The organism is Streptomyces sp. NPDC097617 (genome assembly GCF_044761485.1).
Taxonomy (GTDB): domain Bacteria; phylum Actinomycetota; class Actinomycetes; order Streptomycetales; family Streptomycetaceae; genus Streptomyces.
In genome coordinates this window covers 60,570-74,532 of record NZ_JBIWCL010000019.1, presented here as the reverse complement: position 1 = coordinate 74,532, position 13,963 = coordinate 60,570, and the positions used below count along the sequence as shown (strand labels likewise).

Annotated in this window: 14 protein-coding genes; 8 read left to right on the top strand and 6 right to left on the bottom strand. The window is 69.7% G+C overall.

Annotation, left to right across the window (positions count from 1 at the left end; translation table 11 throughout):
• From ACIQZO_RS26915 to ACIQZO_RS26900, 4 genes are all read right to left on the bottom strand, one after another.
• Complete coding sequence (locus ACIQZO_RS26915; RefSeq protein ID WP_403630777.1) at positions 1-393, bottom strand: DUF742 domain-containing protein; 393 nt, start codon at positions 391-393, stop codon at positions 1-3.
• Positions 386-1,228, bottom strand: a complete 843-nt coding sequence (locus ACIQZO_RS26910; protein ID WP_403630774.1) for a roadblock/LC7 domain-containing protein — start codon at positions 1,226-1,228, stop codon at positions 386-388. The genes ACIQZO_RS26915 and ACIQZO_RS26910 overlap by 8 nt, the downstream gene beginning before the upstream one ends.
• Positions 1,225-2,412, bottom strand: a complete 1,188-nt coding sequence (locus ACIQZO_RS26905) for an ATP-binding protein (protein ID WP_403630772.1) — start codon at positions 2,410-2,412, stop codon at positions 1,225-1,227. Before ACIQZO_RS26905 ends, ACIQZO_RS26910 begins: the two co-directional genes overlap by 4 nt.
• Positions 2,413-3,082: 670 nt before the next feature.
• On the bottom strand, positions 3,083-3,760 hold the full coding sequence (locus ACIQZO_RS26900; RefSeq protein WP_403630769.1) for a hypothetical protein: 678 nt from the start codon (positions 3,758-3,760) through the stop codon (positions 3,083-3,085).
• 211 nt (positions 3,761-3,971) lie between these two features.
• Here ACIQZO_RS26900 and ACIQZO_RS26895 point away from each other — a divergent pair, with 211 nt between their 5' ends.
• Positions 3,972-4,697, top strand: coding sequence for a hypothetical protein (locus tag ACIQZO_RS26895; RefSeq protein ID WP_403630767.1), 726 nt, complete (start codon positions 3,972-3,974; stop codon positions 4,695-4,697).
• Between the two features lie 119 nt (positions 4,698-4,816).
• On the opposite strand, the gene ACIQZO_RS26890 is transcribed toward ACIQZO_RS26895, so the two are convergent.
• Positions 4,817-5,956, bottom strand: coding sequence for an erythromycin esterase family protein (locus ACIQZO_RS26890; RefSeq protein WP_403630765.1), 1,140 nt, complete (start codon positions 5,954-5,956; stop codon positions 4,817-4,819).
• An 828-nt stretch (positions 5,957-6,784) separates the two neighbouring features.
• On the bottom strand, positions 6,785-7,537 hold the full coding sequence (locus tag ACIQZO_RS26885) for an alpha/beta fold hydrolase (RefSeq protein WP_403630762.1): 753 nt from the start codon (positions 7,535-7,537) through the stop codon (positions 6,785-6,787).
• 357 nt (positions 7,538-7,894) lie between these two features.
• On the opposite strand from ACIQZO_RS26885, the gene ACIQZO_RS26880 reads away from it, so the two are divergent.
• The 7 genes from ACIQZO_RS26880 (at position 7,895) to ACIQZO_RS26850 (ending at position 13,905) form a co-directional block, all read left to right on the top strand.
• Positions 7,895-8,368: a MarR family winged helix-turn-helix transcriptional regulator gene (locus tag ACIQZO_RS26880; protein ID WP_403630760.1), complete on the top strand. Its 474-nt coding sequence runs from the start codon at positions 7,895-7,897 to the stop codon at positions 8,366-8,368.
• Between the two features lie 201 nt (positions 8,369-8,569).
• Positions 8,570-8,815, top strand: a complete 246-nt coding sequence (locus ACIQZO_RS26875; RefSeq protein ID WP_403630757.1) for a zf-HC2 domain-containing protein — start codon at positions 8,570-8,572, stop codon at positions 8,813-8,815.
• A gap of 380 nt (positions 8,816-9,195) precedes the next feature.
• The gene (locus ACIQZO_RS26870; RefSeq protein ID WP_403630755.1) at positions 9,196-9,732 is read left to right on the top strand and encodes a PadR family transcriptional regulator; all 537 of its coding nucleotides are present in this window, start codon (positions 9,196-9,198) and stop codon (positions 9,730-9,732) included.
• A complete protein-coding gene (locus tag ACIQZO_RS26865) occupies positions 9,729-10,445 on the top strand; it encodes an ABC transporter ATP-binding protein (protein ID WP_403630752.1) in 717 nt (238 codons plus the stop codon). The genes ACIQZO_RS26870 and ACIQZO_RS26865 overlap by 4 nt, the downstream gene beginning before the upstream one ends.
• Complete coding sequence (locus tag ACIQZO_RS26860) at positions 10,442-11,986, top strand: FtsX-like permease family protein (protein WP_403630749.1); 1,545 nt, start codon at positions 10,442-10,444, stop codon at positions 11,984-11,986. The genes ACIQZO_RS26865 and ACIQZO_RS26860 overlap by 4 nt, the downstream gene beginning before the upstream one ends.
• Positions 11,987-12,117: 131 nt before the next feature.
• Positions 12,118-12,978, top strand: coding sequence for an alpha/beta fold hydrolase (locus ACIQZO_RS26855; protein ID WP_403630747.1), 861 nt, complete (start codon positions 12,118-12,120; stop codon positions 12,976-12,978).
• A 93-nt stretch (positions 12,979-13,071) separates the two neighbouring features.
• Complete coding sequence (locus ACIQZO_RS26850; protein ID WP_403630745.1) at positions 13,072-13,905, top strand: alpha/beta fold hydrolase; 834 nt, start codon at positions 13,072-13,074, stop codon at positions 13,903-13,905.
• Positions 13,906-13,963 lie beyond the last annotated feature (58 nt).

The following is a 13,963-nucleotide window of genomic DNA, read 5'->3' as shown; positions in this document are numbered from 1 at the left end:
TTACGCTCCGAATCGATTCTTCAGGCCCTCGAGCACAGCGCTGACCAGTTCTCTGTCGACGCGTTCGGAGCGCGGTATCGGCCTCCTCGCGAGGATGAGACCGTCCTCCTCCAACTGCGCCAGCAGGATGCGGACGATGCCCAGGGGCAGGTGCGTGTGCCCTGCCACCTCGGCCACGGACAGGAAGCCGTTCGCGACCAGGTCCATGACCTGCCCCGCTTCCGGAGACAGGGTGCGCGCCGCGGCCTGTCCTCGCTCCGCCGCCGCGGTCACGAGCGTCGTGTGCTCGTACTCGTGGTCCGGGGGCAGCGCCCGTCCGTTCGTGATCACGAAGAGGGGGACTAAGGGAGACGTCAGTTCCAGCTCTTCATCCTGTTCGGGCCCCTCAGACACGGCCTGTCCCCTTCCCCGGTATCGCCGCCGCGGTCAGTCTGGGAACCACCTCGTGCAGGCGCATGGTGAACTCCTCAATGTCGCAGTCGTGTTCAGCGGCGGCGGCCAGGAGGGCATCGGGGCCGGCCGCCATCAGGAAGATCCAGCCGTGCTGGAACTCGATGACCGTCTGACGCCATTCCGCGTCCTCGGCGACCCCCGCGAACTGGGAGGTGACCCGGCTGTAGGCGTGGATGCCCGTCATGGCCGCGGAGATCGTGTCCGCGAGGTCGCGGCTCATCCCGTCGGTCGCGCCGCGGGGCAGACCGTCCGATCCCAGCAGCACCGCGTGGAGGGCGCCCTTGACCTCGGACATCACCTGGTCGAGCTCGCCGATGACGAATCCCGCGTCGGCGGAGCCCTGCTGCCGGGGGGCGCTGCGCCGCGTACCCGCGGCGTTCTCGGCGCTCACCCTCGGTGGCGAGGTGAGGTTGTTGCCCAGCCTGGCGACGAGGCGGTGCATGCGGAAGGAGATCTGCTGCATGTCCACGTCGGGCGCGGCCGCGGCGGCGAGGTAGGAGCCCTGCCCCGCCCCGATCAGGAAGCTCCAGCCGTGCGAGAACTCGATGATCGTCTGGTTCCACTGCCGGCCTTCGTCGGGTCCGGCGAAGTGGGCCGTCGCCCGGCTGAGCGACTGCATTCCGGCCATGGCGGCGGAGATGGTACGTACGTCCTTCTCGGCCAGGCCTTCCGTCGCGCCGCGGGGAAGGCCGTCCGCGGACAGCAGGACGGCGTGCCGTGCGTGGGGCACGTTGTGCACGATGTCCTCGAGCATCCACGACAGGTCTGCGGTCATGCCTCTTCGGGCCCTTCGAACGAGGTGGCGTCAAGGTTGCGGCCGGAGAGCGTGCCGCGCTGGAAGGCCCCCAGACCGCGCCCGGAGGCGCGTGCGCTCTCCCCCGGGGTCCGCGGCGCCGGCGGGGCGGTGTCGGGATCGGGGACGCTCGCGATGGGTGCCTGGCGTGCGCCGCGCTTGGGCAGCCCGTGCATGGTGCGCGACGCCGCGCTCTGGGGCTGGCTCTCGGGGGCGCGCCGGATATTGCTGACCGGAGCCTCCTGGGCGGGCGGTATCTCCTCCATGGTCCACAGCTCCTCGGGCAGGAGGACGACAGCCCTGACGCCGCCGTATCGGGAGACTCCGGTGACGTCCACCTTGAAACCGTGCTGACGCGCGATCAGACCGACGACGGGGAAGCCGAACTTCGGCTGTGTCCCGAGCTGCGACAGGCGGGGGGCGACGTCTCCGGAGAGCAGGGTGGTCGCCCGCTGCCGGTCCTCGTCGTTCATGCTCACACCGGCGTCGTCGATGACGATGCACAGGTTGTTCTGGACCCGCTGGAACGTCACCTCGATCGGTGCGTCGTGCTGCGAGAAGCTGGCAGCGTTGTCGAGCAGCTCCGCCACGGCGAGGGCGACGGGCGCGACCGCGGACGCCTTCAGGGCGAGACCGGTCTGCTGCATGATGGCGACCCGGTGGAAGTTGCGGATCTGGCCCTGGGCGCTGCGCACGACGTCGTAGACGCTGGCGGGCCGGTTGCGGCGGCCGAGCGGCGCACCGCACATGACGGCGATGCCCTGTGCCTTGCGCGCCATCTGGGCGTTGGCGTGGTTGACGTCCAACAGGTCGCTGAGGACGGCGTGGCCGCCGTACTTGCGCTGGATGCCGTCCAGAAGTGTCGTCTGCTCGGCCGCGAGGCTCTGCAGGAACCTGGCGGCACCCTTGAGGACGGCCTTGGTGTTCTCCTCCGCCGCCTCCTTGGCTTCACGGAGCGTGGCGTCCTGCTCGCTGCGGAACTTCTGCAGCTCGGCGCGCAGGGAGTGCACGTGGCTGTCCGCCGCGAGGAGCTGGTGCTTCAGTTCTGCCTCGGTCTGCCGCTTCTTCGCCCCCAGCGCTTTGTTGCGGGCGACAAGTGCCGCGACTGCGACAGCGGCTGTCGCCGCCACCGCAACCAAGCACCACACAAGTGCGTCTCGATTCATGGAAACCTTCCCGGCGCATGGCATGCGGACGGCTGCAGATACACCTCGCGAGGACCCGCAACACAACTGATCGGCACGGCTCACCTGCGGTTACGCGGAGAGCCTGGTGCCGATCACGACTCAGTACCTGTATCAAATGGATCAAGATCACAGATGTCGGGATGCTATCACCGGATCTTCGGCCCTCCGGACGCCCGCTGGGGCGCCGTATGCAGCCAACCCGGCGGCCACAAAGGGGGGTTGACATCACTGTCGTCCCTCGTATCTGCCATCCGCCACCCTTGTCGCCACCGATGCGTCCGTCGTTCTTCGTTGGAGAAGTGACAATCTCTCAGATCGGTTCGGGGCGTCGTCGGCCGCCCCCCTGAAGAACCTCATCGGTAGCCGGCGGAGCCCGTGCGCGCAGGTGGGCGGTGGTCGGGCCTGCGTTCCCTCCTTCGCAGGGCTGTCCGGTATTCCGCGCAGGGGACGGGGCGTTGACCGATGGCCGGCGGCTCATGTCCGATCGCCCTGCGGAGTACGGCGTGCGGCGGCCGAGTTCATGCCCCAGCCGGATCCGGCCAAGGGCGGGGTGAAGAGGGTGGCGATCCGGGCGGAAAACTTCTTGAAGTCGTCACACTCGCGTCGCTGCCCTGGCGTGATCGCCCTCCAGTTCGCCTGGCCTGCGGATTTACAGCCTCCCGGGGCATTCGCGGTGACGCCGTTTCATGCGGTCGACGCAACCGCGCCGTTCACCGGGGCGATTCCATTCTTCCCGGAATCTTTCCGGAATCTCCCCAGCCGCGGCCCGGGGCCAGAACGCCGGCCGGTCCAGAACGCCGGCGATCCGGGACCTCGGCCGAGCCGATCCGCAGACAAGAGGTGCGTACGTGGCTATCTCCTCGCTGGGGAACGATACGACGGAGAGGTGCTGGTCATGGCTGCCCTGTGCCCAGCGTGCGGCCGTGATCTCGTAGCCCGAGACGTGCGCGCACAGCTGAAGCAGGAGCGGCGGCATCACCGGCTCGCTCAAGAGGTCGGCGTGCTTGATGACGAGATCGCGCATGGCCCGGATGTGAGGGAGGAAGACGGTCGTCACCCACAGCCGCCACTCGGCGAGTTCCTCTTCGGTCGGAGGCGTCCCATGAACGAAGGGTGATCGTCCGTCAGGGCGGGCGTTGCGCTCCAGGAACGCGGCGAAGATGCGGCTGTTGGCCTCGGTGAGCGCGAACAGGGGCCCGTAGAAGTCGCTGAGCTGGCGATTCACGCGAGCGAGGCGTTCCTGGCGCTGCGACAGGCGCAATCCGTTGACGTAGGTGACGACATAGCCGACGAACGCCAGCCCGATGGTGACAACCACTGCGATCATGACGGGCGATGCTCACACGGGCCCGTCGGGTCCCCTCTGTCCGGGCTCACTGCGCGTCGCTCAACGGCACGACCGGACCAACGATCCGGTGATCGGAGAGGAACACCCTGGGTGGCCTCGCCCCTCGTGGCCGGGGAAGCCCGCGCGGACCGGTGGTGGGATGCAGATGAGGCGGGGGCTGCGGCGGCCGTCCGGGCACTACGCTGCACGCGTGATGGAGCATTCGAACGTACGTCTCGCCGACCTTCTCGACCGTCGTGCGGACGGGCATGAGCCCGTGCCGGAGGCGGTGCTCGCCGCGCTGTTCGAGCAAGGGGTGTTCGTTCCCGTCACCGTCACCGGATCGGTGATGTTCCTCCCCGACGACGAGCAGCCGCCCACGCTGCTCGGGTTCACCGACGCGGCGCTCGGCGCGCAACTGCTGCCGGCGGCTGCCGGGATGGTGCACTGCGACGCGGCGCGGCTGAGGGACATCCTGGAGAAGACCGGCGTCGCGGTGCTCGGGGTCCGCTCCGGAACCGGGCAGGCGATCTTTCCTGAGCAGGTGCTACGGGACTGGGCGACCTACGGGCCCGGGGCGGAAATGAAGCTCGACCGGTCCACAGACCCAGTGGCGCTCGCCCTGCGCGACGCACTGGTTCGGCGGGTCCGAGAGTTCCCCGCTGTCCGCTCGGTCTGGGGGGCGCAGGTCCGGTGGCGGGCCAGCGGCGAGGAACACCTGATGCTGCACGTCGCCGTGGACGAGGACCTGCCCTCGGCCTCCGCCGCCCGGCTGATGCAGATCCTGCTCGGCGAGGAGGCGAAGCTCGGCCGGAAGCACCCGAAGGTCGGGATGCTCGCCCTGAACACCACCACCCACTTCGATGCCATCGCCAACTGGACCGCCTCGGCCTGGACACGGTGCGCCACGACGTCGAGTCGGACCAGGTCCAGGTGATCTCCCGCGAGTACGACGACCCGTCGATGGCCCCGGCGCATGGCACAGCGCCCGGGCTTCGAGCCGAACGCCGCTGGTTCGGACGTTCCTGACCGGGCGGCGCCCGGGAGTGCTCTCCTTCACATCGTGCCTGGCGGCCAACATCGCGCGCCGCGCTGTGCGTGCGGGGCGTGCAGCCAGGGCGCGGCCCCGGCGGGTGAAACCGCGGCGCGAAGGTCCGCGTAGTAGTCGCCGGAAACGGCGTCCGCGAGCCTGGCCTCCAGTGAGCGGAGGCCGGTGCCGATGCGGTGGCGCACCGGCGGGCCCTGAAAATCGTCGCCGCGGCGGGCCAGGAAGGAGCCCTTGCCGAAGAGGAGGGCCAGTGCGTAGTAGGCGTCGCCGTACCGGTCGCGGAGTCTGCTACCGAGGGCCGGCACCTGTTCCGCGTACGTGCTCTTCGCGATGTGCCCGTTGTGCGCCCAGACCATGACGCGTGCCTCGGGGTTGTCATCCACGAGCTGTGCTACGGCCTCGGCCATATAGCGGTCACGCGCGGCGTACACGCCGTCCTCGCCGGCGGAGGCGTCCAAGGGGCGGGTCACCAGGTCGGCGGCGCGGACCAGGATCCGCGCGTGTTCCAGGGCCTCGTCGGCGTCGTCGTCGGGATTCGACTGCTGTCCGCGGTCCGCGACGAGGTGGGCGATCTCCTGAGCGCGCCGCATGAGGGCCTTGTCCGGGTCCGGAAGCGAGGCGGGGCGGGCTTGGGCCAGGACATCCATGGCGCGGACGTGCTCGGCTTGATCGGGCGCCGTCCGGCGCAGAAAGGCGGTGACGGCCTCGACCGAATCGGTGCAGCGCTGGGGGTCCGTTCCCACGAAGCGGGTCCGGCGCTCTACGGGCAGGTCGCGGTTGTGGGCGCGCAGCCACTCGACGAGGTCGACCATCTCGCGGGTGCGCCAGGTCCAGAAGCCCAGCCGGGAGACGAGCCGTTCGGGGTTGCCCGTGCCGTACCGGATGTACGCATCGAGGGCGCGGGCGGCGGACTGGCTGGCTTCCATGGCGAGGGTGGTGAACCCCTCCTCACGGACCAGGAACTCCACGATGCGGTGCTTCAGCCGGAAGAACTCGCCGGTTCCGTGGGTGGATTCGCCCAACCCGACGATCCGTGTCCCCCGCAGGGCCTCGCCCAGGGGTTTCAGGTCCTCCAAGGGCGCGCCGGGAGTCAGGGTGCTCAAGGGTTTGGCGTGCTCGTTCAGCCATCGGGCCATGTCGTCGGCCACCGCGTTGTCTCTCTTCCCCGCGTGCGGCAGGGCGGCACATGGGCGTGCCCCGTCTTTCGCACCCGTTCATGGGTCAGTTCGTCGTCTCCCGACCGGCCTCGAGGATCTCCTGGAGGTCCCGTACGGCGTCCGGTCGGCCATGCTCGGAATACACTCCCGCGACGTTGACGACAACTTCGTCCACCCCCGCCCGACCGTATTCGGCCAGCTGTGCGGCGATGTGCGCGGGCGTGCCGTAGAGGAAGACGCCGGCGTCGACGAGGGCGCGGGCGCCGAGGCCCGGGCGGCTGTGGTGGACGCGCAGGCCGGCGCCGGCCCGGGCGGCTGTGGTGGCCGATGTCCTACACGGCTGGCGACGTATTCAGCGGCACGGCGCACGGCGCACGGCGCACGTCGCACGTCGCGGCAGAGCGGGAAGTCGCCGGGATCGCGTGGGTCACGTGCGGCGAGATTCCGGCGTATGTACCGCACGGGCTCTTCGGACTGGTGCAGGTGCACTTGGACGGTGCACTCGGTTTAGCCGCCCGTCTGCGAGCCGCAGATGCGTCGGGAGCCGGCGGTCCGGGATCCGGCCCGCGACATAGCTGCCCGAGGCCGTTGTCGTACCCTGCCATAGCTCGATCGCTCGAGCCGTCGACTGGGAGTACCCGTGTGACCGAGCCGCAACGCAAGCCTGTCCTGTACGTCGGCGTCTGCGCTGCGGGGATCGCCGGCGGTGTCGGCAAACTCATCACCGCCGCACGAGAGCGGGGCTGGGAAATCGAGGTCATCGCCACCCCGCCGCCACCCCGCCGCCACCCCGCCGCCACCCCGCCGGCGCCCCGGCGGTCACGCGCTCAGATCTGCCCAGAACTTCTCCAGGACGCCGGCCGCGCCGGCGGGGTCCTGGAGCATCCACCAGTGGCCCAGGCCTTCGAGGGACTCGAAGCGCGCGCCGAGAGTGGCGGCCACTACCTGTGAGGCAGGACCGTCGAACGGGTCGAGCGTCGGGTGGAGAACCAGGCCCGGAGTACTGGTCGGTGACATCAGCTCAGGCCCCCAGTGCGTGAACGGATTGGGGGTCGCGGATCGGTACAGTGCGAGGACGGACGAGGCCATGGTCACGTCGAAGCTCTCACCCATTGCCCGGGCGTCGTCCTCGGGAGCTCCTGCTGCTCGCAGCTGGCCGGAGGCGCTGAGAGGACTCGCGGGGTCGGAGTCCTCCAGAGTGGCGGTCGCCCACGCCTCCCCCGATACCGGCGTCTGCCAGAGCTGTGCGATGTCGTGCCATACGTAGGCAGGGTGAAGGATGCTGGCGACATCAATGGACCAACTACGCACATTTTGATGGGATTTGGCGGCGATCCGTGCGACCAGGAGGCTTCCCCAGTCGTGTCCCACGAGGTCGATCGGTCCATCGAGCCCGCGCAGTTCCCCCTCCACCCACTCCACGTACTCGTCCATGGACGAGCCGAATCCGTCGGGGAGAGGCGCACCGAATCCGGGAAGCCGCAGGGCGACCGAGGCGGTGCCCAGGCGGGCCCGCAGCCGGTCCCACAGATCACCGGTCTCGGGTACGCCGTGAACGAGGACTGCCGTCATGAGATTCCTTCGCGTTCGGGAGGTAGTGGATGGCCGTGTAGCAGTGGCGCATCCGTGACTACGGCGGTATCGCAGAGCAGGTTCACCAGACCCAGACGGTGGACCTCACCCCGGAACAGGCCGGTTCACGGCGGCGCACCGGCGCCGGGCCGCTGTCATACCGGCACGGGTACCCCGGTGCCATGCCGCGGTAGCGCTGAACCGGACCGGCTCGGCGTGCGGAGGCCGACCAGGGCCTGGGTCGTGTACCTGGTGCGGGCTTGGCGGGGAACGGGGTACTGAACCCGCGGCTGCTCCGTGCCGTAGGAACGCTGAGGCCTGGGACTGTGCGGGCCGTCGGCATGAGAGGGCACACACATGACGCAGCTCCGGTCGCCGGCGTTGACCGACGAGTGCGGTGTATCGCTCCGGGACGATCCCTCCTTCGCCCTGTACGTGGCGACACGGGCGTGGGTCGGGCACTACCGCCCGTTCCTGGCCGAGCTCGGACTCACCTATCCCCAGTTCCTGGTGATGCAGGTGCTCTGGTCGCGCGGGCAGGTCACCGTGAAGGACCTGGGTGAGGAACTCGGCCTGGAATCCGGCACGCTGTCCCCCCTTCTGAAGCGCCTGGAGGGCGCCGGACTGGTAGACAGGCAACGCGGTGTCAGTGACGGACGCCAGGTGCACGTGTCCAGCACGGAGTCGGGCGATGCCGTGCGCGATCGCGCACGCCGCGTCGTGGAATCGGCCCAGCAGGCCCTGCGTTACCCACCGGAGCAGTACGACGCACTCATCCCTGTCCTGCACGCGCTGACCGGGCGTCTGCGTGCGGGAACGCCGCCGGGGTAGCCCCGTCGCCCCGCCCTCGCCGGGCTCAGGGAACGCCTCCCGCCCGCGAAGGTCACCGCCGATGGAGTCGAGGCGGCGTAGCGGAACGATTCCGATGCCGCACGGCAGCCCGTAGGGTGGGACGGACTCCGGCATCGCGTCACAGCGGACAACCGACGTACCGGCCAGGACGGCGGCTGGATCGAAATCTCGGAGAGTCTTTTGGAATGCGAACGCGCCCGTACCGCCTTTGCCGCTCAGATGCTCGGCGGTCTCGACCGACCGCAGCACGAGTCTGTGGCCGAGCATCTGGACCGGTGCCCGTCGTGCCGTGCCGAGCGGGACGAGCTGTTGGTCCTTCTGCCGCTGCTCGACGGGGTGCGGCTCTACGAACTTGACGGAGTGCCGGATCCCGACCCTGAGCGGGCGGTGCGGGCCGCTCGCGAAATGGCGACTGACCGGGACTGACCCCCACGGGATCGGCCCGGCAGGGCGCGGCCGCCGAGCCGGTCCGTCCGGGTTTCTCCCGCAGGTGCCGCCGTCACGCACCGCATCCCGAAGAGCTGTGTCAGAGCGTCGGCCCTCTTGCGCCCCGGCGACCTCACCGACCCTGACGCGCACCGGCTCGTAGGGAAGCCTGCACGGCCCCCCGTCATGTTGCACAGGTGGTACGCCGGGACACCAGGCCCCGGGCCCCCGTGCTCTGCCATCGCGCTCCGCCTCCCGAACGTGCCTTTGACGCACTTTTCCTGACCCTCAGCCAGTCCAGAGTGGGCGTCTTATCCCTTTTCCCGAGGTGGAGTTGGCTGTGCTTGACTCGGCTATTCGCTTGATGAATAGTGAGGAGGGTGTCCAACTCACACATCCTTCTCGGCCTGCTCGCGCCGCACCCCCTGCACGGGTACGAGCTGAAGCGGGCGCACGACACCCGACTGCCCAGCGCACGGCCGCTGGCCTTCGGGCAGGTGTACGCGACGCTCAATCGACTCGTCCGCGACGGTCTGGCCTGTGCCGCGGGCCACGACCGGGTCGGCGGTCCGGACCGCACGGCCTACGAAGTCACCGACGACGGCCGCCGGTTGCTCCTCGACTGGCTGGGTACGCCCGAACCCCCCGCTCCACACCTGTCGAGCATCCTCCTCGCCAAGACGGTGGTCGCCCTGCTCGTCGCCGACGAGGCCGGTGCCCGCAGACACCTGTCGGGGCAACGAGCCGCCCACCTCGCGCGCATGCGTGAACTGACGGCGCTGAAAACCACCCCGGGCTCGGCCGTGGTCGACGTACTCGCCGCCGACCTGGCGATCGCCCATCTCGACGCGGACCTGCGGTGGATGCAGACCGCAACGGACCGCGTCGCCGACCTGCGCCTGGAGGTGCACCGATGATGATCGAAACACGTGCCGTCACGAAGTCGTACGGCCGGAGCCCGGCCCTGCGCGGCGTGTCACTCGCGCTGGGGCAAGGCGAGATCGTCGCCGTCACCGGGCCCAGTGGCTGCGGCAAGTCGACACTGCTGCACCTCATGGCCGGGATCCTGCGCCCGGACGGCGGGGAGGTCCTCTATCGCGGCGCCCGCATCGACGACATGAGCGAAGCCAGGCGCTCGCTGCTGCGGCGCACCGACTTCGGGGTGCTGTTCCAGTTCGGCCAGCTCGTGGCAGAACTTCCCGCGGTGGAGAACGTCGCACTGCCCCTGATGCTGGGCGGAACCGGCCGGCGGCCGGCAACGGTCCAGGCAGCGGACTGGCTCGACCGTCTCGGTGTCGCCGAGCTGGCCAAGCAGTTGCCCGGGGAGATGTCCGGCGGCCAGCAGCAGCGAGTGGCGCTCGCCCGCGCCCTGGTGACGGGGCCGAAGGTGCTCTTCGCCGACGAACCTACCGGTGCGCTGGACACCCTCGCCGGGGAGATGGTCATGGGTCACATGGTCCGCGCGGCCCGCACTCAGGGCACCAGCGTCGTGCTGGTCACCCACGACGCCACGGTCGCCGCCTACGCGGATCGCGAGATCCGCCTGCGCGACGGCATGCTGGAAAACGACGACGCCTTGCTCGGCGCGCCCTGGGGCCACGCCGGAGCCGGGGCGGAGGGCGGCCGGTGAACCTGCTGACCACACTGCGCCTGTCGGTGGCGGGGAGCCGCTCGGATCACGTACGTATCGCCTTGACCGCCCTCAGTTCGGCCCTCGGTACGGTGACGCTGCTCTGCGCCGCCGCGGTGATCGCGGTGCCTCCCGCCCTGGCGGTGCGCTACACCAACGACCTGCTCAACGAGAGCGGGCTGCGTCCGGGGGTCGCCCTCGCGATGGTGCTGCTGACCGTACCGGCCCTCGCCCTGGTCGCGCAGTGCAGCCGGCTCGGCGCGCCCGCGCGCGAGCACCGGCTCGCGGCCATCCGGATGGCAGGCGCGACACCACACCAGATCATTCGCATCGTGGCCGTGGAGACGGGACTCGCGTCCGTCCCCGGGGCGGCGGTGGGATTCGCGGTGTTCCTCTTCGGCCGCGCCCTGCTTGATGCCCCCGACCCGCAGGGCCGACGCCCCCTGCCCACGGACGTGCTGCCCCATGCCGCCGCCATGGCCGGCATCGCATGGGGGGTTCCCCTGGTCGTCGCCGCGCTGACCGTACTCACCCTGCGCAGGGCCGCTCTCACCCCCCTGGGTGTCGTCCGCAGGACCCGGCGCAGCAAGCCCCGGGTCACGCCAGGCGTGCTCATCGCGACCGGGCTCGGCGCCTGTGCACTGGTCGAGCCCGTGCACTCGTACTTCACCCGCAACCCGCGGGCCGACGACGCACCGTTGCTCATCACCGGGGGGCTGGTCGTCATCGGGGTGCTCGCCGTCGGCATCGGCGTCGTCACGGGCACGGGCTGGATCACGTACACGATCGGCCGGACCCTTCAACGGTACGCACGCAAGCCCGCCGGACTTCTCGCAGGCCGCCGCATGACGGCCGATCCCTGGTCGGGCAGCCGTACGTTCTCCGCCATGCTCGTCGCGCTGGTCATCGGCTCGGCCGCAGCCGGCCTCGCCGCCCTGACGGTGGCATCCGTCTCCGCACAGCAGGAGAACACCCGTCGCTTCGCCGCACTGGTCGGCGAGCCGTACGAACCGGCGGGCACCGGCCTGTACGAACGGGCTTACGAACTCGTCGGATACGCCGCCCTGGTGGCCCTGGTGATCGCTGCCGCCGGACTCCTCGTGGCACTGGCCGACACGGTCCTGGCCCAACGGCGCGCACTCGCCTCCCTGATCGCCACCGGAACGCCCCGGCGCGTCCTGGCGCGTGCGATCGGCTGGCAGACGCTCGCTCCCGTCGCCCCGGCCGTGGGCCTCGCCGTTCTGGCAGGCGTTCTGCTGCCCCGCTTCGCCGTCCCCGACGCGAGCGACACCGCGGACATGCAGACCTGGCGCTGCTCACCGCTGCCGGGAGACGGCATCGGCGCCTGCGAGGACCAGGCCTACTCCCAGGCACACAGTGTCCTGGTCAGCGCGGAGAAGGTCCCCGTCATCGTGAACACGCCCTGGGACCAGGTGCTGATGCTCGCCGGAACAGCGATCACGGCAACCGTGGCCATCACCCTCGTATCCCTGCTCTTCCTGCGCATGAGCACACGCGCCGGCGAACTGCGCACGGCCTGAGCTCCGTGAAACACGCCGGTCCGCCCTTCGTTCCGGGGGTTTGAACCAAGATGCGGCTTCCTGCGTAGCAAGCGATGTCACCGGTGCTACGTGCACCCCGGGCCCCATCCCTCCGGCAAAGGAACGCAGACGTGCCCCACCAGCCCAGCTCAGGATCCCCTCTCAAGCGCTTCGGCTACCTGGCCGCAGTCGGCGTCGCCGGCGGCTCCCTTGTCTTCTCGATAGCCGGCACGGCCGGTGCGTCGGGTACGAACTCCGCCGTCTCCACATCGGGGCCGAAGCCCACGATCGTGCTCGAGCACGGCGCGTTCGCCGACTCCTCCAGCTGGAACAGCGTCGCCGAACGGCTGAAGAAGTCCGGCTACCCGGTGGTCGCCGCAGCCAATCCCCTGCGCGGACCCGAGCACGACGCCGCCCACCTGCGCAGCGTGATGAACAGCATCGACGGCCCGCTCGTCCTGGTCGGCCACTCCTATGGCGGCACGGTGATCAGCAACGCCGCCGTCGGCCATGAGGGCAAGGTCAAGGCGCTCGTCTACATAGCCGCCTTCCTCCCCGACACCGGCGAAAGCTCTCTCGGCCTGTCGAACAAGTTTCCCGGCAGCACTCTCGGTGATGTCGTCGAAGCCGTGCCCTACAGCCTCCCGGGCGGTGTGACCGGCAACGACATCTCCATCAGGCCGGAGGCGTTCCAGCGGCAGTTCGCCGCCGATGTCCCCCGCGGCCAGGCTGCCCTGATGGCCACGGCACAGCGCCCCATCGCCGCTGCGGCACTCGATGAGAAGGCCACCAAGGCGGCCTGGAAGACCATTCCCTCCTGGTCGCTGATCGCCACCGAGGATCTCAACGTCCCCCGCGTCGCACAGCGGTTCATGTCCGAACGCGCGAACGCGCACACCGTCGAGGTCAAGGCCTCCCACGCCGTTCCCGTATCGCGCCCCGATGCCGTCAGCCGCATCATCCAGCAGGCAGCTGCCTCGACCTCGCGCTGACCCGGCGCACCCGCAGGTGGCAGGCGGGGACCCGTTCCCCCTGCCTGTTCTTCAGCAATCCGGCCTATCCACGCACAGACCCAGGAGAACCCCATGCCCTTCATCACCGTCGGCCAGGAGAACACCACCGACATCGACCTCTACTACGAGGACCACGGCACCGGACAGCCCATCGTCCTCATCCACGGCTACCCCCTGGACGGACACTCCTGGGAGAAGCAGCTTCCTGTTCTCCTCGACGCAGGCCACCGCGTCATCACCTACGACCGACGCGGTTTCGGGCAGTCCAGTCAGCCCACCACCGGCTACGACTACGACACCTTCGCCGCAGACCTCCACACCCTGATGGAGACCCTGGACCTCACCGACGCCATCCTCGTCGGCTTCTCCATGGGTACCGGTGAAGTCGGCCGCTACCTCGGCACCTACGGCTCGGCCCGCGCCGCCAAGGCCGCGTTCCTCGCCGGCCTCGAGCCCTACCTCCTGAAGACCGACGACAACCCCACTGGCGTCGACGCATCGGTTTTCGAAGGCATCCTCAGCGCCGTCACCCACGACCGCTACGCCTATTTCACCGACTTCTACCAGGCCTTCTACAACCTCGACGACAACCTCGGCACGCGCATCAGCGAGGACGTCGTGCGCGCCAACTGGGCCACCGCAGCGGGCGCCTCCTCGTACGCCTCGCGCGCTGCCGTCCCCACCTGGACCACCGACTTCCGTGCCGACATCCCCAAGATCGACGTTCCCGCCCTCATCCTGCACGGCACCGAAGACCGCATCCTCCCCATCGAGGCCACCGCCGAGCCCTTCCACGCCGCGCTCCCCGACGCCGACTACGTCGTCATCGAAGGAGCCCCCCACGGCCTCCTCTGGACCCACGCCGAAGAGGTCAACAACGCCCTCCTCGCCTTCGTCGCGAAGTAGCGCCGCAGTTCGGTGAACGCCTCGGCGCCGTCCCCCGCGGGGGACGGCGCCGAGGCGT